Here is a 20367-nt window from a genome sequence, read left to right on the forward strand (position 1 = left end):
TTGTGCTACCTCGATCAACGCATCACGAACGGGTCGGGCATGGGCGCCGTGGACAGGTTGATCCACACCGTCTTCAGCTCGGTATAGGCCAGCACCGAATCGATGCCGCTCTCGCGGCCGTAGCCGCTGTTCTTGAAACCGCCGATCGGCGCCATGGCCGAGACCGCGCGGTAGGTGTTGACCCAGATGATCCCCGAGCGCACGTCGCGGGCCAGGCGGTGGGCGCGGCCCAGGTCGCGGGTCCAGATGCCGGCAGCCAGGCCGAACTGCGAGTCGTTGGCGATGGCCAGCGCCTCATCCTCGGTCTTGAAGCGGATCACTGCCGCCACCGGGCCGAACACTTCTTCCTGCATGATCTTCATCGAGTTGCTGTCGCACTCGAACAGGGTCGGCTCGTAGAACCAGCCGTCGCCCTCGACCTCGGCACGCTTGCCGCCCAGGCGCAGCTTGGCGCCTTCGGCCTGGGCCGCGGCGACCAGGCCCTCGACCACGGCCAGTTGCTGGGCGGTGGCCATCGGGCCCATTTCGCTGGCGTCGTCCTGCGGGTTGCCGATGCGGATGCGCTTGGCGCGCTCGACCAGGCGCTCGACGAAGGTGTCGAAGATCTCGTCCTGCACCAACAGGCGCGAGCCGGCCACGCAGCTCTGCCCGGAGGCGGCATAGATGCCGGCCACCGCGCCGTTGACGGCGCTGTCCAGGTCGGCGTCGGCGAAGATGATGTTCGGCGACTTGCCGCCCAGTTCCAGCGACAGCTTGGCGAAGTTCTCGGCGCTGCTGCGCACCACGTGGCGGGCGGTGGCGGCGCCACCGGTGAAGGCGATCTTGCGCACCAGCGGATGGCGGGTCAGCGCCGCGCCGGTGCTTGGGCCGAAGCCGGTGACCACATTGACCACGCCGGCCGGGAAGCCGGCCTCGAGGGCCAGGCGGGCCAGCTCGAGGATGGTCGCCGAGGCGTGTTCGGACGGCTTGAGCACGATGGTGTTGCCGGCGGCGAGCGCCGGGGCCAGCTTGATCGCGGTCAGGTACAGCGGGCTGTTCCAGGGGATGATCCCGGCCACCACGCCGATCGGCTCGTGCACGGTGTAGGCGAACAGGTCCGGCTTGTCCAGGGGCAGGGTGCCGCCCTCGAGCTTGTCGGCCAGGCCCGCGGTGTAGTGGAAGAACTCCGGCAGGTAGCCGACCTGGCCGCGGGTCTCGCGGATCAGTTTGCCGTTGTCGCGGCTTTCCAGCTGGGCCAGGTGTTCCTTGTTCTCGGCGATCAGGTCGCCCAGGCGGCGCAACAGCTTGCCCCGCGCGGTGGCGGTCAGGCCACGCCAGGCCTTGCTCTCGAAGGCGCGCTGGGCGGCTTGCACGGCCAGCTCCACATCGGCTTCATCGGCGTCGGGCAGTTGCGCCCAGGCCTTGGCGGTGGCCGGGTCGAGGCTGTCGAAGGTCTTGCCGCTCTGGGCATCGCGCCATTGGCCGTCGATGCACATCTGGAAACGAACGAGGGTCATGCAACAATCCCCTTGGCGGATTCGGTGAGGGTGTGGGCGTGCTTGAGGAAGTCCAGCAGCATCTTGTTGACTTCACGCGGCGCTTCCACCGGCATCATATGCCGTTGTTCGGCCAGGACCACGCTGCGGGCGCCCGGGATGCGCGCGGCCAGCTGGCGGGTCATGTCCGGGGTCGACCCCAGGTCGTGCTCGCCGGTGGCGATCAGGGTCGGCACCTGGATGCTGCCGAGGTCATCGGCGCGGTACATGTCCTGGGTGGCGAACAGCTTGTAGGTGGTCAGGTAGCCCTGCGGGTCGTTGCTGGCCAGGGTCTGGCGGATGGCCGCGACCTGCGCCGGGTTGGCCGCCTGGTACTCGCGGCTGAACCAGCGTGCCAGGGCCGCTTCGGCATTGGCGTCGGGGCCGTGTTCGGCGGCTTGGGCGGCGCGCGCGATGACCCCGGCGCTCTGCTCGGGGCTGCGGTTGAACACGCTGTTGAGCACCACCAGCGCCGCCAGGCGCTGTGGATGGTGCAGGGCGAAGGCGCGCGCGACCAGGCCACCCATGGAGAAGCCGATCACCGTGGCCTGCGGGATCTGCAGGTGGTCGAGCAGCTCGGCCAGTTGCGCGGCATAGCCTTGCAGGTCGGTGTCGGCAGCGGGTCGTGGGCTCTGGCCGTGGCCGAGCATGTCGTAGGCGATGACGCGGTAGTCGCCGGCCAGGCCGACGAACTGCCCGCCCCACATTTCCTTGTTCAGGCCCACGCCGTGGATCAGTACCACAGGCTGGCCCTGGCCGAGGCTCAGGTAACTGGTCCCGGCCGGTGTACGTTCAGCAACAGGCTGAATCATGGAGGGCGCTCCTCGAGGTCGGGCGTGGCGGCAGTGCTTGCACGCAACGCCCCGGCCCGTCTGGTTGTTGTTATTGAGCGTTGGCTTTCTCGGCCGCCAGTTCTTCCAGGTCGATATAGCGGTTACCGATGCGCGGGTGCAGGCGGCCGCCATCGGAGGCGCCCAGGACCACGACGATCTCGTCGGCGCGGGGGGCGTCTTCGATCTGCATCTCCAGGGTGATGTAGTGCGAGCGCAGGCCTTCGTCGTCCTTCTGCATCATCGGGATCTGGATCGAGGTGCCCGGGCCGCCGCGCTTGTTGGTGAAGCTCAGGTAGCTCTTGGCCTGGACCGCTTCGCGGTAGTGGTTGCCGAAGCGCAGGGTATGGATCACCGCGGAAGCGTGCTCGATCTCGCCGTCAGCGCCGACCACGGCGGCCTTGCCATAGGCTTCGATCTTGTCGGCACCGCCGATCGCCGCGCACAGGCGCTCGACCATCAGCGCGCCCAGCTCGGAGCAGTTGGCACGGATTTCGGGCTTGAGGTCTTCGACGAAACCGCGACCGGCCCACGGGTTCTTGATCACCACGGCCAGGCCGACCATGGTCACCGGCTTGTCGGTAGCCTTGCCGCCTTCGATGCGGGTCTCTTCGGAGTAGGTGACGATCTTGCGGATTTCGAAACTCATGAGCGGCTCCTGTGGAGGGTTATCAGGTCTTGTTGTCTGATGGTATACCATAATATCGATAGCGCAAGAGGCGGGACGAAAATTTCTCTAGGGCGGCTGCACGCTACAAGTCGCAAGCCGCAAGCGAAGCGCGTCGGCTGAACCTTCGCGCTCGCTACTTGCGATTTCGGGGGGACGGCGCGTACCGCTTTTACTTGCAGCTTGCCGCTAAAAAAACGCCCGCTCCCGAGAGCCACGGGGCCCCAGGAGCGGGCTGGTCCCGCGCTATTGCTGGTGAGGGGTGTCAGGCGAACGCCGGCACCACTTCCTTGATGAACAGCTCCAGCGACTTCTTCTTCTCGGCGTGCGGCAGGCTGTTGTCGCACCAGAAGCTGAACTCGTCGACGCCGAGTTCCTGGTAGTACTTGATGCGCGCGATGATCTCTTCCGGGGTGCCGATCATGGTGTTCTTGCGGATGTTCTCCAGCTCGAACGCCGGCACCTCGGCGAACTTCGACTCCGGGCTGGGCTCCAGGAAGCCGTTGACCGGCGTGGTCTTGTTGCCGAACCAGGCATCGAAGGTGCGGTAGAAGCGCGAGATGGCTTCGGCACCGACCCTCCAGCCTTCCGGCTCGGACGGGCTGTGCACGTGGGTGTGGCGCAGTACCATCAGTTGCGGGCGCGGCACGTCGGGGTTGTTGTCCAGGGCGGCCTGGAACTTGTTCTTCAGGTCCAGGACTTCCTCGTCACCCTTCATCAGCGGGGTGACCATGACGTTGCAGCCGTTCTTCACCGCAAAGTTGTGCGAATCCGGGTCGCGCGCGGCGATCCACATCGGTGGCAGGCTTTTCTGCACCGGCTTGGGCACGCTGGTGGAGGTCGGGAACTTGTAGACCTCGCCTTCATGGGCGTAGTCGCCTTGCCACAGCTTGCGTACCACCGGGACCATCTCACGCAGGGCCTTGCCGCCGTCGGTGGCCGGCATGCCGCCCGCCATGCGGTCGAACTCGAACTGGTAGGCGCCACGGGCCAGGCCCACTTCCATGCGGCCGTTGCTGATCACGTCGAGCAGGGCGCATTCGCCCGCCACGCGGATCGGGTTCCAGAACGGCGCGATGATGGTGCCGGCACCCAGGCGGATCGTCTCGGTGCGCGCGGCCAGGTACGCCAGCAGCGGCATCGGGCTGGGCGAGATGGTGTATTCCATGGCGTGGTGTTCGCCGATCCATACGGTGCTGAAACCGCCGCGCTCGGCCATCAGGGTCAGTTCGGTCAGGTCTTCGAACAACTGGCGGTGGCTGACCTGCTCATCCCAACGTTCCATGTGCACGAACAACGAAAATTTCATGGGGCTTTCCTCGGAGCTTGAAAGTGTCGCCTGTCGGGACAGGCGTCAGGAGTCTCGACGGATGCCTGGGTACCCGTCATAAGGTGACTTCAGGCGAAGGCCGGCAGGCTGGCCATCTTGCCGCGGCAATAGACCATCGGCCGCGGCGCCTCTTCAGGGACGATCAGGTTGTGCACCTTGCCGACCATGATGGCGTGATCGCCCCCTTCGTATTCGCGCCACAGCTCGCACTCGATGATCGCCGTGGCGTTGGCCAGCAGCGGGTTGCCGAGTTCGCTCAGGGTCCACTGGATGCCGGCGGCCTTGTCCTTGCCCTTCTTGGCGAAGGCATAGGCCTCGGCTTGCTGCTCGCCGGAGAGCAGGTGGATGGCGAAGCGCTTCTGCTTGATCAGCACAGGGTAGGAGTCGGAGCTGTAGTTGGGGCAGAACAGCACCAGCGGCGGGTCCATGGACAGGGAGGAGAAGGCGCTGGCGGTGAGGCCGACGATCGAGCCGTCGTCGTCCAGGGTGGTGATGACCGTGACGCCGGACGGGAAGGAGCCCAGGACGTTCTTGTAGACGGTTGCGTCGATCATGGCGTGTTCCTCGGAAGGGACTGCGGTGGTCCGCGGTTGTTATCGTTGATGTGTCTGATGGTATACCGTAATACCTGTTTTGCAAGCGGAATTTTTTCTCCCCTGGTGCATGCGATGAACGGTACAGGCCCCGTATTCCTTGGCGTGGCTCCATCTACGGGCGCTGCCGGGCCGGGCGCGAGGCAGATCAGATGCACTGAAAAAGCGCAGCTCAGTGTTGTCAAAGTTTTGGAATACCATAATATGGTGCGCAGCTGAGAGGCCGCCTCGAGCGGTTTCCTTACAAAGATAAAAACGACCTTTCGAGCTGAAACCTATGTCCCAACCGTCGTCGCAACACCAGTTTGTCGAAAACCACACGGTCGATTACGTTCCACCCGCCGAGCGCCATGGGAAGGCGCGCGACCTGTTCACCCTCTGGTTCAGTACCAACATCGCGCCACTGCCCATCGTCACGGGGGCCATGGTGGTCCAGGTGTTCCACCTGAACCTGCTGTGGGGCCTGGTCGCCATCGTGCTGGGTCATCTGCTGGGTGGCGTGGTCATCGCCCTGGCCTCTGCGCAGGGACCGCAGCTGGGCATTCCGCAGATGGTCCAGAGCCGTGGCCAGTTCGGCCGCTACGGCGCCTTGCTGATCGTGTTCTTCACCGCGCTGATCTACGTCGGCTTCTTCATTTCCAACATCGTCCTGGCGGGCAAGTCGATCCACGGCATCGCCCCCAGCGTGCCGATGCCCACGGCCATCGTCATCGGTGCCCTGAGCGCCACCGCCATCGGGGTGATCGGCTACCGCTTCATCCATGCCCTCAACCGCATCGGCACCTGGGTCATGGGCTCGGCGCTGCTGGCCGGCTTCATCATGATGTTCGCCCAGCAACTGCCGGCCGACTTCTTCAGCCGCGGCGCGTTCAACCTGTCCGGCTTCATCGCCACCGTGTCTTTGGGCACCATCTGGCAGATCAGCTTCTCGCCGTACACCTCCGACTATTCACGCTACCTGCCGCGCGAGATCGGCATCGGCAAGCCATTCTGGGCCACCTACTTCGGTGCGACCCTGGGCACCATCCTGTGCTTCAGCTTCGGTGCGGTGGCGGTGCTGTGCGTACCTGAGGGCACTGATGCCATGGCTGCCGTGAAGCAGGCCACCGGTTGGCTGGGGCCGATCCTGATGGTGCTGTTCCTGCTCAACATCATCAGCCACAACGCCCTCAACCTGTATGGCGCGGTGCTGTCGATCGTCACGGCGATCCAGACCTTCGTCGCCCACTGGACACCGAGCGTCAGGGTGCGGGTCGCCCTGGCCTCGGTGATCCTGGTCGGCTGCGGGGTAGTCGCGTTGAACGCCTCGGCGGACTTCATCGGCCAGTTCATCGGCCTGATCCTGGCGTTGCTGCTGGTGCTGGTGCCCTGGGCGTCGATCAACCTGATCGACTTCTACCTGATCAAGAAAGGCCAGTACGACATCGCCTCGATCTTCCGCGCCGATGGTGGGATCTATGGGCGTTTCAACCACCACGCGATCGTCGCCTATGCCTGCGGCATCCTGGTGCAACTGCCGTTCGCCAACACGTCGCTGTATGTGGGGCCTTATTCGAATCTGGTCGAAGGAGCGGACCTGTCGTGGCTGTTCGGGTTGCTGGTGACCTGCCCGCTGTACTACTGCCTGGCGACCCGGAGCCAGCAGCAGAAGGTGGCAGGGGTGGTCGGGGCGAGCGAGTGAGCCTGTCCTGATCGCGCTCCCGATGGCTTGCAATGCGCTACCCACCGTGAGGGCTAGACTGAAACCTTTCCAACCCGTCCACGGAGCACGACCATGACCAGCAAGAACACCCTCTGCCTCTGGTACGAAAAGGACGCGCTGGAGGCGGCGACCTTCTATGCCAAGACCTTCCCCGACAGCGCAGTGGGGGCGGTGCACCATGCACCAGGCGACTTTCCGTCGGGCAAGGCGGGCGATGTGATCACCGTCGAGTTCCGCGTCATGGGCATCCCCTGCGTAGGGCTCAACGGTGGGACGGCGTTCAAGCATACCGAAGCGTTCTCGTTCCAGGTCTGCACCGAAGACCAGGCCGAGACCGACCGCCTGTGGGACGCCATCGTCGGCAACGGCGGCCAGGAGAGCGTCTGTGGCTGGTGCAAGGACAAATGGGGCGTGTCATGGCAGATCACCCCCAGGGTCCTGCTCGAGGCCATCGACAACCCCGACCGGGCCGCGGCCAAACGGGCATTTGACGCCATGATGGGCATGACCCGGATCGATGTCGCGGCGATCGAGGCGGCGCTGAAGGGCTGAAAGGGCGAGCGAAGGTGGGCGTGTAGCGACACCTTTGATGCAGGTCAAGCGGTCCCCCGCGTACAGAGGCACGATCAGGGCATCCTTCCCTTGCCTGCGAGGTGTGCCATGTCCGATCAACAACGCCTGATGCTCGTCGTCTCCCCGCTGATGCGGCGTACCTCGGCCTACGACCGGGCCGTGGCCCTGGCCAAGGCCAAGGGCATGGCGCTGCACATCGTCGCCTTCGACTACCTGGAGGGCCTGGCCACCGCCGGGCTGGTCAACCCCCAGGCCCTGGCGGCGTTGCGCCAGGGCTATGTCGAGCAGCACCGGCAATGGCTGGAAAGCCAGGCTGCGCCGATGCGCCGCAATGGCCTGACGGTCACCACCGAGGTGGTCTGGGTCGAGGATGCGCTGGAGGAGATTCTCGTGCACCTGCGCGAACACCCCTTCGCCATGCTGATCAAGGACATCGAGCACGAGTCCCGCCTGATGCGGGCCTTGTTCACGCCCCTCGACATCCAGTTGCTGCGAGAGTGCAAGGTGCCCATGCACTTCGTCGGCCAGAGCCGCCATGCCTTGCCGCAGCGGGTGCTGGCAGCGGTCGACCTGTCGCGCCCGGCGCAGCAGTACGAAGGCTTCAACGAACGCATCGTCGGCGAGGCGGCGAAGCTGGCCATGCAATGCGGCGCCCAGCTCGACCTGCTCTACGCCTATGACCTGGGGGCGCTGTACGATGAGGCCGACGACAGTGGTCGGCGTTCCTTCCTGTTCAGCTCCAACCTCTCCGAGACGCTGTACACGGCCCAGCGCGAAGCGTTCGACGAACTGGCCGAGCGCAACGGCATCGCCCTGGAGAACCGCCACATGATCACCGGCGACCCGGCCAAGGTCCTGGGGCAGTTCGTGGAGAACCATGGCATCGACATCGTGCTGATGGGCCGCACCCACCATCGCGGGCTGGCCAAGTACATCGGCAGCACGGTCGAGCGGGTGTTGTACAAGCTGCCAGGCAGCGTGCTGGTCATCACGCCGGACGCCGCCGACGGTTGAGAACCCAAGGCACCCTCGGCGCAGGATCCGACTGAACCCTCGCGGCCCGTGGCTACCCAACGCATTACATGCTCACGGGAGAACGCTCATGGAGATCGGAACGATCTGGATCATCATCGCCGCCATCGTCATCCTGCTGGAGATGTTGGCCATCTGGCACATCATCGGCAGCGAGCGACGCGCCGAACGCAAGATGCTGTGGATCGTCTTCGTGGTCTACGCGCCGATTCCCGGCCTGATCGTGTGGGCCTGGATGGGGCCACGGGCGGTGAAGGGCAGGGCCGTACTGCAGGAAAAATGACGACTCAATGCACCGTCTTGCGCTGCCTGACGCAGTCCTGGGCCTGCTCCCCCAGCGCGTCCAGGCGTGCATCCCGCTGTTGCTCCGCCTCGATCATCGCCGCCTGGCCATGCTGCTTGAGCAGGTAGGCATGGATCTGCCGCACCTCGAGGGTGCGATAGATCGGTGCGATGTCCAGGCGGCCGACCAGCGCTTCGCTGGCCTGGCCGGTGCTGCTCATCAGCACCTGCGGTCCATTGGCGGCCACCACCTGCATGCCCATCGTCTCGAACCAGGGCACCAGGCTGGCGAAGACGTTCAGCTCCACGCAGGCATAACGTGATTGCAGGTCGGCCAGCAGCGCCCGGGCGATCCCCTGGCGGCGATGGCTCGCGGCCACGGCAAGGAAGGCCAGGGTGCAGGCCTGGTCGTTGTCCTGGGCGGGCAGCGACAGGGCGAAGCCGAGCAGCCGCTGCGGAGCCTCGGCATCCAGGGCCAGGGTCAGTTCCACCGCCAGGCCGCGGGTGCCGTCCATGGCCTGCAGGTATTGGTGGACCTCCAGGCCGACCCCGTACTGGTACAGCGGATAGAGCGGATTGTCCGGGCTGATGGCAACGCTGCTCAGCTCGCCGACATGGTCGATCACCAGTTGGCGGATCTGGTTCTGGAAGGACTCGGGGGGCACGCCGCCAGGGCGGCTCAGGATGAACATCGGGGCTGGCTCCGGCATCTGTTGGGTCTTCCCACGCCGGGTGGGGCGGGGTGCACAGTCTAACCATCGGGCGGCGCGGGGCAAGCCCGCCACGGCGATCGCAACGCACGAAGCGTTCCGATCGCCCCTGGCTCTCAGGTAAGCTCGTCTTTCCAGCGAGATACCGCGAGAACCCGCATGACCCCGACCTGCCTCACCCTCGACAGCCTGCTCACCGGTCGCGCCCGGCCTTTCACCCGCCCCGGTTCGTACAGCGGCATCGACAAGCATCCCCGGCAAGGGCCGCTCAAGGTGACGTTCCTGGGCCTGGAGGGGGACGAGCAGGGCGACCTGCGGGTTCACGGCGGGGTGGAAAAGGCCCTCCACCATTATCCGCGCGAACACTACGCCCAGTGGGCCGAGGCGCTGGGCGGGCATCCGCTGCTGGCCCAGCCCGGCGCCTTCGGCGAGAACTTCAGCAGCACCGGCTGGCGTGAGTCGGACGTCTGCCTGGGCGACCGTATCCGCGTGGGCTCGGCCCTGCTGGAGATCTCCCAGGGGCGTATGCCTTGCTGGAAGCTCAATGATCGCTTCGGCGTGGCGCAGATGGCCTTGCAGGTCCAGCAGAGCGGACGCACGGGCTGGTATTACCGGGTGCTGGAGGAGGGCACGGTCGAGGCCGGCGACGCCTTGCAATTGGTCGAGCGCCCCCATGGCGACTGGTCCGTCGCACGGCTGTCGGCGGTGCTGTTCGACAAGCGCCTGGAACCCGAGTTGTTGCGCGAGTGCCTCACGCTGCCCTTGGTGCCATCCTGGCGCAAGACCTTGCAGCGGCGCCTGGAGCAGCACCAGGTCGAAGACTGGGCGCCACGCCTGCAAGGCAGGCCCGCATCATGATCGCCTTGTCATTCTCGTGTGTCGAAGGAGCAAGCCATGGCCTATGACGTGGACGATCGCCTGGTGATCGGCGTGGCGTCGAGCGCGGTGTTCGACCTCAGCGACTCCGACGCGGTATTCCGCCGCGAGGGCGAGGCCCAGTACCGCAAGTACCAGGAGCAACACCTGCACGTGCCGCTGGGCAAGGGCATCGCTTTTCCCTTCATCAAGCGCCTGCTGGCGCTCAACGACCTGCGCGACGACCCTGACGATCCCTTGGTAGAGGTCGTGCTGTTGTCGCAGAACGACCCGGACACCGGGCTGCGGGTGATGAAGACCATCGAGCACTACGGCCTGAACATGACCCGGGCGATCTTCATGCAGGGCCGTTCGCCCTACGAGTACATCCCGGCACTGAACATCGCCCTGTTCCTTTCCGCCGACAGGGCCCATGTGGACGCGGCGATCCAGGCCGGCTACCCGGCCGGGCAGGTGCTCGACTCCCGGTTCGACGACGATGAGCATGACACCGGCCTGCGCATCGCCTTCGACTTCGATGGCGTGCTGGCCGGCGACGAGTCGGAGGCGGTGATGCAGCGCGATGGCTTGCAGGGCTTCCATGCCCATGAGGTGACCAATGTCGCCCAGCCCCACAACCCTGGGCCGCTCAAGGAGTTCTTCGTGCGCATCGCGCGGATCCAGGCGGTCGAGGAACGCTACAAGCTCGACCACCCCGGCTACGAGAACCGCCTGCGGGTGTCCATCGTCACCGCGCGCAACGCGCCGTCCCATGAGCGTGCGCTGACCACCTTGAAGAGCTGGGGCGTGATGGCCAACGATGCGTTCTTCCTCGGCGGCATCGAGAAGCGCCGGGTGCTGCAGGTACTCAAGCCGCACATCTTCTTCGACGACCAGTCGGGCCACCTGCAGGGCACCAGTACCGTGGTGCCCTCGGTGCATGTGCCGTTCGGCGTGGTCAACCAGCCGGCCTGAGCCTCAGAACCAGCGGTCGTTGCGCTTGCGCCCGCGGGTCAGGGCCGGCAGGATCAGGCCCGCGAGCAGGCCGGCACCGGCGATGCTGCCGCCGTAGACCATGTAGCGCATCATCACCTGCTTGTTCTCGTCGCCCAGGCGTGCCTGGGTGTCACGCAACGACGACTGGGCCTGGTCGAGCTGCTCGTTGAGCGCCTTGTTGCGCGCCTCCAGCTCGTCGATCAGCGCCTTGCGCGAGTCCAGGGTTTCCTGCATGCCCTGCACGCGGTTCTTCCAGCTGTCGTCGATGGTCTTGAGCTGCTCGGAGAGCTGGGCGACCTGGGCGTCCAGCTGGGGCAGGCGCTCGGCCTGGCCGGGCACGGCCTGCAGGTCGCTGGTGAGGATCCACACCAGGTCGCCGTTCTGCCCGCGTACCTGGCTGTAGCTGCCCTGGGTGCCGATCAGCGTGACCTTCTGCCCGGCCTTGAGCGTGCCGACGATGCGGTGGCCGTTGGTCGGGCCGCTGCGTACGTAGGTACTCAGGGTGTCGCTGACCCAGCGTGCGTCGCTGGCCGGTTCTTCGGCATGCACGGGGGCGGCGAGGGCGATCAGGGCGGCGATCAGGCTGCCGCGCAGGGCGGGAAGGGCGGAGGAGGCTGGGCGCAAATCAGGCATGGTGGTCTTCGCTGAAACAGGACGGAAAAAGGCCCGGGTCACGGGGCCGTCGAACCGGTCGGTGGATTGACCGTCAGCGAAAGACCGTTTTTATCGAGGCAGGTTCACTGCTTGGGGTAGGAAATGTCTACAGGATGTTGCGTCGTCCCGGGCTTCAGATAGGGGGGCGCAAGCGCCCCCGTAGCCTCAGGTCACGACCTGGTAGCAGGGCACATAGTCGGCCCCGCCCGGCAGCTTCATCCGGTGCTGGTCGACGAACGCCTGCAGCAGCCGGCCCAGCGGGTCGAGCACTGCGCTGTCGCCACGGATCTGGTACGGCCCGTGCTCCTCGATCAGGCGGATTCCCTTGTCCTTGACGTTGCCGGCGACCACCCCGGAAAACGCCCGGCGCAGGTTGGCGGCCAGCTCATGGGGTGGCAGCTCATGGTGCAGCTCGAGGTTGGCCATGTTCTCGTGGGTCGGGTCGAACGGGCGCTGGAAGCTTTCCTCGATCTTCAGCAGCCAGTTGAAGTGGAAGGCATCGTTGCGCTCGCGGCGGAACTGCTTGACCGCCTTGAGGCCCTCGACCATCTGCCGGGCCACCTCGGCCGGGTCGTCGATGATGATCTGGTAGTGGCTCTGCGCCGCCTCGCCCAGGGTGGCGCCGACGAAGGCATGCAACTGCTGCAGGTAGGCCTCGGCGCTGCGCGGGCCGGTGAGGATGACCGGGAACGGCAGGTCCTGGTTGTCCGGGTGCATGAGGATGCCCAGCAGGTACAGGAACTCCTCGGCGGTGCCGGCGCCGCCGGGGAAGATGATGATGCCATGCCCGACCCGCACGAACGCCTCCAGGCGTTTCTCGATGTCCGGCAGGATCACCAGCTCGTTGACGATGGGGTTGGGCGCCTCGGCGGCGATGATGCCAGGCTCGGTCAGGCCCAGGTAGCGGCTGCCGTGCATGCGCTGCTTGGCATGGGCGATGGTGGCGCCCTTCATCGGCCCCTTCATCACGCCCGGACCGCAGCCGGTGCAGACGTCCAGCTTGCGCAGGCCCAGCTCGTGGCCAACCTTCTTGGTGTACTGGTATTCCTCGCTGCTGATCGAGTGGCCGCCCCAGCACACCACCATCTTCGGCTCCACGCCGGGGCGCAGGGTGCGGGCGTTGCGCAGCAGGTGGAAGACGTAGTCGGTGATGCCCTGGGAGCTCTCCAGGTCGATGCGCTGGCTGGCCAGCTCGCTCTCGGTATAGACGATGTCGCGCAGGGCGCTGAACAGCATCTCGCGGGTGCTGGCGATCATCTCGCCGTCGACGAAGGCATCGGCCGGCGCGTTGAGCAGTTCGAGGCGCACACCGCGGTCCTGCTGGTGGATACGGACTTCGAAATCCTGGTAGGCCTCGAGGATGGTCTTGGCATTGTCGACATGGGCGCCAGTGTTGAGGATGGCCAGGGCGCACTGGCGGAACAGGGTGTACAGGCTGCCGGTACCGACTTCGCTCAGTTGCTGGACTTCACGTTGCGACAGCGTCTCCAGGCTGCCTTTGGGGCTGACGGATGCGTTGATGACATGGCGTTGGGGCATCTAAGTCTTTCCTGTGCGTATGGAACTTCCTACTGGGATACCACCATACCGACAAATGCGCGCCGCAACGAGAGGGGGGCCCAAAAAGCTTGGCGCCCCTGCCATTCATCCGAACAGGCGCTGTACGCCATGGACGATCGCCAGGCCACCGCCGACCAGCCAGAGGTTGAGAATCGCCCCCGTGAGCAGGGCGCGAGGGCCAGCCTGGCGGATTTGACTGAAACGGGTCTCCATGCCCAAGGCGGTCATGGCCATGGTCAGGGCGAAGGTGTCGAGACCGTTGATCGTGGTGACCAGTGTGGTGGGCAGTATGTGCAACGAGTTGACCAACACCAGCAGGAGGAAGCCAAAGGCGAACCATGGTACTGCGATCCGGCCGCCCCCCTGGGCTTGGTCGTTCCGGCGCGAGTGGCTGATCCACACGCCGACCACCAGCAGTACCGGCACCAGCAGCAATACACGGGTCATCTTGACGATGGTGGCGATGTGGGTGGCCTCGGGGCTGACGTTGCTGGTCGCGCCGACGACCTGGGCCACCTCGTGGAGGGTGCCACCGAAGAACAGGCCCACGCCGACGGTATCGAGGTGTATCCAACCGGCAGCGACCGCCAACGGGTAGAGGAACATCGACAGGGTGCCGAACAGCACCACGCTGCCCACCGCCATGGCAGCCTTGTGCGGTTGGGAGCGCAGCGCCGACTCGAAGGCCAGCACTGCCGCAGCGCCGCAGATCGCGCTGCCGGCTGCGGTGAGCAATGCGGTGTCGCGGTCCAGTTTCATCAGCTTCATGCCGACCCACAGGCCCACCAGCAGGGTGCTGGCGACCACCAGTAGCGAGACCGTCAGGCCCGACCAGCCGACCTGGGCGATTTCCTGCAGGCTCACCCGCAGGCCGAAGAACGCCACGGCCAGGCGCAGCAAGTTGCGCGCGGAGAAATTCACCCCCGCTGCCCAGCTTTCCGGCAGCCCATGGCGCAGGCCATTGCCGTACAGGGCACCAGCGACGATGCCGACGATCAGCGGGCTGATGCCTAGGCTGGAGATGGCCGGCAGGGCAGCCACTTGAGTGACCGCGAGCGCGAACAGAGCAACGAACAGGATGCCGTTGAGCCGCCCACGGGTGGTGTGGGTAGGCGCAAGGGCGGGGGCCGAAGGGGTCGTGGCCATGGTAGGACCTCCGATCTGGGGTGATGAGGCCTACGTTAATTCAGTTATAAGCTTATAAAAAATCGTCATTTGGAATGCCAGATATCCATTTTACTGATACTTTGTCTTCATGACCCCTGAACAACTGATAACCTTCGCCACCGTCGCCGAGCATGGCAACATCAGCCATGCCGCAGCAGCCCTGCACTTGTCGCAGCCGGCCGTGTCGGGCCAGCTCAAGCTGCTGCAGGAAGCCTTCGGCGAACCGCTCTACCAGCGCGCCGGGCGCGGTGTGCGCCTGACCGCTGCCGGCGAGCAATTGCTCGAGCATGCCCAGCGGTTGCGCGAGACCTTCCACCAGGCCCAGGCCCTGCGCGATGCCCTGCGCGGGTTGGAGCGCGGCACCTTGCGCATCGGCGCGAGTACCACCCCGGCCAGCTACCTGTTGCCGTACCTGATCGCGGATTTTCATGCGCGCTATCCGGACGTGGCGGTGACGACCACCAACGGCAACACGGCGGAGATCGTCGCTGCCCTGGGGACGCTGGACATCGCCTTGATCGAGGGGCCGCCAGGGCAGGAGCTGCCGCTGGGCACGGGCGTCACGGCGTGGCGCGAGGACGAGATCGTGGCCATCGTCCCGAGCGATCACCCGTTGGCCAATGGCGCCACTGCGCAGACACTCGAGGCGCTGGGCGCCTATCCGTTGGTACTGCGCGAAAGCGGCTCGGGGGTGCGCCGGCTGGTCGAGCGTGCCTTTGCCTGCGACGGCGTGTCGATGCGCGTGGCCCTGGAGATCGCCGGGGTGGAAGGAGTGAAGGAAGCGGTGCGTGCAGGGATGGGCATCGGCTTCGTTTCGGCGATGTCGATCCGTCATGAAGACAATGCGTTGTACCGGTTGGGTATCGCGCCGCAGCCGTTGACACGGCATTTCTCGATCCTCATGCCCCATGCCGCGACGCCGTCCCGGGCGGCGGCGCGGTTCATGGAACTGTGCCTGGACGCGACAGTGGGCGGTTGACCCTGGTCGATGTCGAGCCGCCCATGGATGTTCAATCGCCGCGTGACAGGGGGCCAGGCCACATGCTGCGCAGCACGCTGTCCCGGCGTACCAGGGCATGCACCAACGCGGCGCCCAGGTGCAACAGGATGGTGGCGTACAGCAGGTAGCCTGCCCAGCCGTGTGCCTGGCGCAACACCGTATAGAGTTGCAGGTCGTGGGGCGCGATCGCGGGCAGTTGCAGCGGGCGAGGGTAGCCGCCAGCCGAAAGCATGGCCCAGCCCAGCAGCGGCATGGCCAGCATCAGTGCGTAGAGCAGCAGGTGCGAAGCCCCCGCCGCGAGCCGTTGGAGCGCCGGCAGGTCACGTGGCAATGGTGGGTGGGGCAGGGCCAGGCGCAGGCCGATGCGCAGCACCACCAGGGCGAGCAGGGCCAGGCCCGTTGCCTTGTGCAACTCGACCAGTACTGGATGACGCGGCGACAGGTCGCCGACCATGCTCACGCCGATGAACAGCATGGCCAGGATCAGTACGGCCATCAACCAGTGCAGCAGGCGGGCCAGCGGGTGGAAGGAGGTGGGGGCGAGCTTGTTCATGGGCGGCCTCCGGTGCCGAGGGACTCGCGGCTGCGACGGTTGAAGGATTCCGAATAGGCCGCCGAACGGGCGGCGAGGATAGGGTCGGCGGACGGTTCGATGCCGGGGGGCAGGATCAGCGGGTCGAAGTTGATGTCACGGCAGGCGCCTTGCTCCGGGGCATCGACCTGCTCGATGACCAGGGTGCCCGCGTCGATGCTGCGGCGTTCGGTGGGCCAGGGGCGGGACGGGTCGTCCACCGGGTCGTCGGGCTCGGCCAGTGTCAGGCGCAAGGTCCAGCGCAGTGGGCCGTGGGCCAGGCGCCGTTGCAGGTCGTGCTGCAGGTAGCGTTTGTCCTCGACCTCGCTCGGCAGCGGGGCGAAAGGCGTGCCGGGCTCCAGTTGCCAGCGCACCGGGCGGGCCTTGCCGCCATCGTCGACCAGGTAGAAGGCATTGATGCTGTGGTACGCGGTGCTGGCGAAGCTGTCGCTGGGCGTGTAGCCGGCTGCCCACTGGCGGAACGCGGCACTCTCGGGGTGGGCGGCGAAGAACGCCTGCATCTTCGCAGGGTCTGGCTTGCCTGTGGCGGGGTCCGGTGCCGCAGCCAGGAGCTGTTGGTAGAAGGCCTCGGGCGTGGCGATCGCCAATACCGGCGTATTGTTCATGCCGGTTCGCCAGACGTGCCCATCATCGCTGCTGAACTGCAGGGCCAGGCTGCGCACCGGCACACGGGTGTCGGGGCTGAACGGGTTCGCCCCACCGATGGCGAAGCGGCCGATCACCGGCACCCGAGGCTGGCTGAAGACCCGTGCGCTGGACAGTGGCTCGGCCAGCCCACTGCTCTGGAAGTAGCCACTGACGCACAGGCCCTTGGCGTGGTTCTTGCGATAGCCGGGATGATGGCCGGCTTGGGCTTCGAAGGTGTCGACGATGCGCTGCGGGGTCAGCGACGGGCCGCCGATCCAGCCGGCGGCGTAGGCAAAGCCTGCGCCCAAGGCCAGCAGGCCGGCACCGATGGCGGCCAGGCGCAGGGCCTTGGCGGGGCCGTGCAGGGGTGTGTTCATGGTCAGGATCCGGTCAATGAGTGAGCCGGTACGACGTGGGGTGGAAAAATTTATTCCCGGCCAGGGAATGGATTTCGTCCCTGGCCGTCTGCCTCTTACACTGCAAACCCAGAAGGCCGGGACCTGACCATGCATGATCTGGATGACCAACAATGGCACGAACTGCTCCAGCGTTTGCGTCGCTTCGCCTTGTGGCTGACCCGCGACCCAGGCAGCGCCGATGACTTGGTCCAGGCCACGGTCGAGCGTGCCCTGAGCCGCCGTGGGCAGCAGCGCGAGGCCGACAGCGTGCGCCCGTGGCTGTTCACCATCCTGTATCGGCTGTTTCTCGACGGTAAGCGCCGCGAGCGCCTGCACGCCCGTTGGCTGGCATGGTTCGGGCGTGCCCAGGAAGAGGCGGTGGGGGGCGAGACGGAGCGGATCGTCATGGTGCACGCCGACCTGCAGGCGTTCGCCCAGCTACCGACCGAGCAGCGGGCGCTGCTGTTGTTGGTCAGTGTCGAGGGCTTGAGCTACAAGGAGGTTGCCCAGGCCCTGGGTATCCCTATCGGTACGGTGATGTCGCGCCTGTCGCGTGCCCGTGCCGCCCTGCGTGAACTGGCCGAGGGCCATCCGACACCCCCGGCTTTGCGGAGACTGAAATGACGCAACTGATTCCCTCTGAGCATGAGTTGCATGCCTATGTCGACGACCGGCTGGACCCAGCACGCCGGGCTGAGGTGAAGGCGTGGCTGGCGGCCAACCCACGGGAGGCGGAGAGGGTCGAGGCCTGGTGCAGCGATGCCCGGCGGCTGCGGGCGGCCCTGGCCGGCTTCGCCGAGCGGCCTGGCCATGCGCAACTGGACTTGGGGCGCCTGCGACAGCGCCTGCGCCAGCGGCGTCGCCGGCAGTTGGCATCGGCTGCGGTGTTGTTGCTGGCCTTGGGCGTGGGAGGCGTGGGCGGGTGGCAGGCCCGCGAGGCGACGCTGGTGGCGCGTAGCCTGCCGATGGCGGATGCCGTCCAGGCACATCGCCTGTTCGCTGGCAGCTCGGCGTTGGATGTCCAGGCGAGTGATCCGGCGCAGCTACAGGCTTGGCTGGCGCGGCATTTCGATCAACTCGGGCAATTGCCAGATCTGGGGAGCTATGGGTTCCGTCCCGTGGGTGCGCGGTTGCTCAGCAATGAGCAAGGGGCGGCGGCACTGCTGGTGTTCCAGGATGGCAGCGGGGAGCGGATCAGCCTGTTCCTGCGCTCGCCTGGAAGTCGGCATGAGCGGATGCCCAGCGGGCAGCGCACGGAGGGGACGCTCGAGGCGCGCTACTGGTCCCATGGGGCCTACAACTTTGCGTTGGTCAGTGCAGTGGATGATACGCGGGGGGAGCAGGTACGGCAGGCGTTGGGGGTGGGTTTGTAAGGTCAATGTTCTTGAGCCTGAACCTGCTGTGGGCTGAGCAGCGGGGTTCAACCCACATCATTGTCATTTCCTCTTACCGCGTCGAACGGAAGCATCCTCCAAGGCCTCTGGAGGCGGTGGGGCTGCGCGGACGTTGAAGAGGCGGCAGATGACGTACCAGCAGAGGGCAACGGACAGGTTGTAAGGGAACAACACGGCCCAGAACGGCAGTTGCCAGTTTTTCTTGCCCTGCATTTCACCAGGCTCGCCGGTTCGCCAGGGAGCGTAGTGCTGCCAGGCTTCAGCGGGTGTCAGGCAGATCTGATGCAGGGGCTTGTACCACCAGTTGGGTTCTCCGGGGGGCGGTAGTTTGTCGGGGCCGTGGTCCATGAAGTGGCGGAGGTATTCCCAGACTTCGGCGACGTGTTTGATGCCGGGTTCGGTCGGTTCGTTGCTGTCGACCCAGAGGCAGTCTTTCTGATGGAGGGTGCCATCTGCTCTGCGGGGAGCGAAGGCGAGTGCATAGCTGGTAGTGGAGGATGCACCGCCAAATTCGGTGCGTTTGAAAAGACCTCCTTCGGTTTTGGTCCAGTCAAAGGTGATGAGTTTTTTTTCCTCGTTGGTAATGAATTTTTTTTGTAATACGGTTGAAGTAGAATCCTGAGAGTCGTTTTATGCAATATATTCGATAAAGTAGGGGGATGAAAAAAGGCATCGGCATCAGCGCTTGGCCGGCTATGAATATTAGGTCTAGAGTATGAGGCGCCCATGTGTCTTTGGTAAATAAATTTGGATAGAAAGCCAGGGCTACAGTGAAGACAAAGGCTGTGTATAGTTTTCCCATGAATACCGAGTCTGTTACCCAAGGATTACGCAGGCAGAGAATATTTTCGGTTAGGTTTGTTTTTTGGTCGGCTATGGCAGGCTTGTAGTTGGTGCTTGAGCCGGTTTTGAAAGTCCATGTGATTGCCATGTGTTATCGCTCTATTTTGAATTGGGTTTGAATTTCGAGGCTTTTATCCAGTACGTGGTTAGGTCGATAGTTGAGGCTTAGGGTTGTGTGGCTGTGATTGTTTGTTTTATTTTTGAGATAAAGAATAATTCCGGACTTTGCTATGTGGCACTCTGGGTTGAGTGGGAGTACAGTCGCTCCTCGAGTAGAGTGCTGGCTCAAAGTTCCTGACCACTCGCTTTGCCCGATAATGAATCCAGGCAACAGAACAGTAAACTCAACTGTGGGCAGAGAGACAGAAATATCGTTATGGGTGATGGCTGTCCAGTTGGGAGGTGTCCAAGCATTGTTTTCTTTCCAACCACTGTTTAAATTATTTATGCCGTGCAGTTGTGAGTCTTTCGCTGTCAGTAGTCTTGGGGTGTATGATTCGAGGTGCCAGGCTCTTAATTCTTCTTTTAGGGTTTCAAAAAGAGGGAGTTTCTTTTCGTGATCAAGAATTATGTTGGGACGGAATTCGCCATCATTTAAGCGGTTGCCGAAGATGCTTCGGGCTGTCCAAAGCTCAATAGAGGTATGCAGACGTTCATGTGCCTTGGAATGAAGATATAATCCCCCAGCAACCACTGCTGCACCGAGCAATACAATCGCGGCAGCAGCCCATCCAGCAAAAGGTATTACAGATGTGGCTCCAGCGATCGCAAGCCCTCCCTCCAGGGTTAGGATGGAGCCAGCGGTTAAAGAAATACCTCCATACAATGTATATTTTGCAGAGGTTGAGTCTCCATTTTCTTTTTGACGCGCTGCTTTGAAGCCGTCAGAAAAGAATCCGAGAAATATTGCTGGGTATCCTGGAGGGTGTCAGAAATTTTGTGTTCGGGCATAACATGAGTAAGAGGTGCATGTATGCCAACCAAAAAGAAACCCTTGCGTGACCTGCCCAAAATCCCCAAAGAGCTGCTGGAGCAGTTCGGTGAGGGC

General features: G+C 64.5%; 21 protein-coding genes and 1 pseudogene. 9 read left to right on the forward strand and 13 right to left on the reverse strand.

The window, feature by feature from the left end:
- Positions 1-14 precede the first annotated feature (14 nt).
- From WCE05_RS22480 to WCE05_RS22500, 5 genes are all read right to left on the reverse strand, one after another.
- The gene (locus WCE05_RS22480; protein ID WP_225790817.1) at positions 15-1496 is read right to left on the reverse strand and encodes an aldehyde dehydrogenase; all 1482 of its coding nucleotides are present in this window, start codon (positions 1494-1496) and stop codon (positions 15-17) included.
- Entirely contained in the window at positions 1493-2326 is an 834-nt protein-coding gene (locus tag WCE05_RS22485) for an alpha/beta fold hydrolase (protein WP_225790816.1), read from the reverse strand. The genes WCE05_RS22480 and WCE05_RS22485 overlap by 4 nt, the downstream gene beginning before the upstream one ends.
- A 70-nt stretch (positions 2327-2396) precedes the next feature.
- Complete coding sequence (locus tag WCE05_RS22490) at positions 2397-2993, reverse strand: amino acid synthesis family protein (RefSeq protein WP_225790815.1); 597 nt, start codon at positions 2991-2993, stop codon at positions 2397-2399.
- A gap of 283 nt (positions 2994-3276) precedes the next feature.
- Positions 3277-4320 (reverse strand): LLM class flavin-dependent oxidoreductase, encoded by a 1044-nt coding sequence (locus tag WCE05_RS22495; protein WP_368816594.1) that lies wholly within the window; start codon positions 4318-4320, stop codon positions 3277-3279.
- Positions 4321-4409: 89 nt separating this feature from the next.
- Complete coding sequence (locus WCE05_RS22500) at positions 4410-4895, reverse strand: flavin reductase family protein (protein ID WP_225790813.1); 486 nt, start codon at positions 4893-4895, stop codon at positions 4410-4412.
- A 316-nt stretch (positions 4896-5211) separates the two neighbouring features.
- Here WCE05_RS22500 and WCE05_RS22505 point away from each other — a divergent pair, with 316 nt between their 5' ends.
- The 4 genes from WCE05_RS22505 (at position 5212) to WCE05_RS22520 (ending at position 8524) form a co-directional block, all read left to right on the forward strand.
- Positions 5212-6615: a cytosine permease gene (locus WCE05_RS22505; RefSeq protein WP_225790812.1), complete on the forward strand. Its 1404-nt coding sequence runs from the start codon at positions 5212-5214 to the stop codon at positions 6613-6615.
- A gap of 93 nt (positions 6616-6708) precedes the next feature.
- Positions 6709-7188, forward strand: coding sequence for a VOC family protein (locus WCE05_RS22510; protein WP_225790811.1), 480 nt, complete (start codon positions 6709-6711; stop codon positions 7186-7188).
- 108 nt (positions 7189-7296) lie between these two features.
- Positions 7297-8223, forward strand: coding sequence for a universal stress protein (locus WCE05_RS22515; RefSeq protein WP_253081620.1), 927 nt, complete (start codon positions 7297-7299; stop codon positions 8221-8223).
- Positions 8224-8311: 88 nt separating this feature from the next.
- The gene (locus WCE05_RS22520) at positions 8312-8524 is read left to right on the forward strand and encodes a PLD nuclease N-terminal domain-containing protein (RefSeq protein WP_225790809.1); all 213 of its coding nucleotides are present in this window, start codon (positions 8312-8314) and stop codon (positions 8522-8524) included.
- A gap of 4 nt (positions 8525-8528) precedes the next feature.
- On the opposite strand, the gene WCE05_RS22525 is transcribed toward WCE05_RS22520, so the two are convergent.
- Entirely contained in the window at positions 8529-9215 is a 687-nt protein-coding gene (locus WCE05_RS22525; protein ID WP_253081619.1) for a GNAT family N-acetyltransferase, read from the reverse strand.
- A 177-nt stretch (positions 9216-9392) separates the two neighbouring features.
- On the opposite strand from WCE05_RS22525, the gene WCE05_RS22530 reads away from it, so the two are divergent.
- Positions 9393-10091 carry an MOSC domain-containing protein gene (locus WCE05_RS22530; protein WP_253081618.1) on the forward strand — a complete coding sequence of 233 codons (699 nt, stop codon included), beginning with the start codon at positions 9393-9395 and terminating at the stop codon, positions 10089-10091.
- 36 nt (positions 10092-10127) lie between these two features.
- Positions 10128-11063 (forward strand): 5'-nucleotidase, encoded by a 936-nt coding sequence (locus WCE05_RS22535; RefSeq protein ID WP_368816595.1) that lies wholly within the window; start codon positions 10128-10130, stop codon positions 11061-11063.
- A 3-nt stretch (positions 11064-11066) separates the two neighbouring features.
- On the opposite strand, the gene WCE05_RS22540 is transcribed toward WCE05_RS22535, so the two are convergent.
- The 3 genes from WCE05_RS22540 to WCE05_RS22550 all read right to left on the reverse strand — a co-directional run bounded on the left by WCE05_RS22540 (position 11067) and on the right by WCE05_RS22550 (position 14444).
- Positions 11067-11717, reverse strand: a complete 651-nt coding sequence (locus WCE05_RS22540) for a TIGR04211 family SH3 domain-containing protein (protein ID WP_253091334.1) — start codon at positions 11715-11717, stop codon at positions 11067-11069.
- Between the two features lie 186 nt (positions 11718-11903).
- Positions 11904-13277: a nucleotide 5'-monophosphate nucleosidase PpnN gene (gene ppnN / locus WCE05_RS22545; protein WP_225790804.1), complete on the reverse strand. Its 1374-nt coding sequence runs from the start codon at positions 13275-13277 to the stop codon at positions 11904-11906.
- Between the two features lie 105 nt (positions 13278-13382).
- On the reverse strand, positions 13383-14444 hold the full coding sequence (locus WCE05_RS22550; protein WP_368816596.1) for a YeiH family protein: 1062 nt from the start codon (positions 14442-14444) through the stop codon (positions 13383-13385).
- A gap of 109 nt (positions 14445-14553) precedes the next feature.
- Here WCE05_RS22550 and WCE05_RS22555 point away from each other — a divergent pair, with 109 nt between their 5' ends.
- On the forward strand, positions 14554-15444 hold the full coding sequence (locus WCE05_RS22555; protein ID WP_368816597.1) for a LysR substrate-binding domain-containing protein: 891 nt from the start codon (positions 14554-14556) through the stop codon (positions 15442-15444).
- A 31-nt stretch (positions 15445-15475) separates the two neighbouring features.
- Here the strand turns inward: WCE05_RS22555 and WCE05_RS22560 are convergent, their stop codons facing one another.
- Together WCE05_RS22560 and WCE05_RS22565 are read right to left on the reverse strand one after the other, a co-directional pair.
- Positions 15476-16018, reverse strand: coding sequence for a cytochrome b (locus tag WCE05_RS22560; protein WP_253081774.1), 543 nt, complete (start codon positions 16016-16018; stop codon positions 15476-15478).
- On the reverse strand, positions 16015-17067 hold the full coding sequence (locus WCE05_RS22565; protein WP_225790831.1) for a catalase family peroxidase: 1053 nt from the start codon (positions 17065-17067) through the stop codon (positions 16015-16017). The genes WCE05_RS22560 and WCE05_RS22565 overlap by 4 nt, the downstream gene beginning before the upstream one ends.
- Positions 17068-17190: 123 nt before the next feature.
- Here WCE05_RS22565 and WCE05_RS22570 point away from each other — a divergent pair, with 123 nt between their 5' ends.
- Positions 17191-17706, forward strand: a complete 516-nt coding sequence (locus WCE05_RS22570) for a sigma-70 family RNA polymerase sigma factor (protein WP_225790800.1) — start codon at positions 17191-17193, stop codon at positions 17704-17706.
- Entirely contained in the window at positions 17703-18455 is a 753-nt protein-coding gene (locus tag WCE05_RS22575; RefSeq protein WP_368816598.1) for an anti-sigma factor, read from the forward strand. The genes WCE05_RS22570 and WCE05_RS22575 overlap by 4 nt, the downstream gene beginning before the upstream one ends.
- A 63-nt stretch (positions 18456-18518) precedes the next feature.
- Here the strand turns inward: WCE05_RS22575 and WCE05_RS22580 are convergent.
- Positions 18519-19407, reverse strand: a pseudogene (locus tag WCE05_RS22580) (hypothetical protein).
- Positions 19408-19410: 3 nt separating this feature from the next.
- A complete protein-coding gene (locus tag WCE05_RS22585) occupies positions 19411-20145 on the reverse strand; it encodes a hypothetical protein (protein WP_368816599.1) in 735 nt (244 codons plus the stop codon).
- Between the last annotated feature and the right edge of the window lie 222 nt (positions 20146-20367).

It is taken from the genome of Pseudomonas sp. I2, assembly GCF_040984075.1.
Lineage (GTDB): Bacteria > Pseudomonadota > Gammaproteobacteria > Pseudomonadales > Pseudomonadaceae > Aquipseudomonas > Aquipseudomonas guariconensis_B.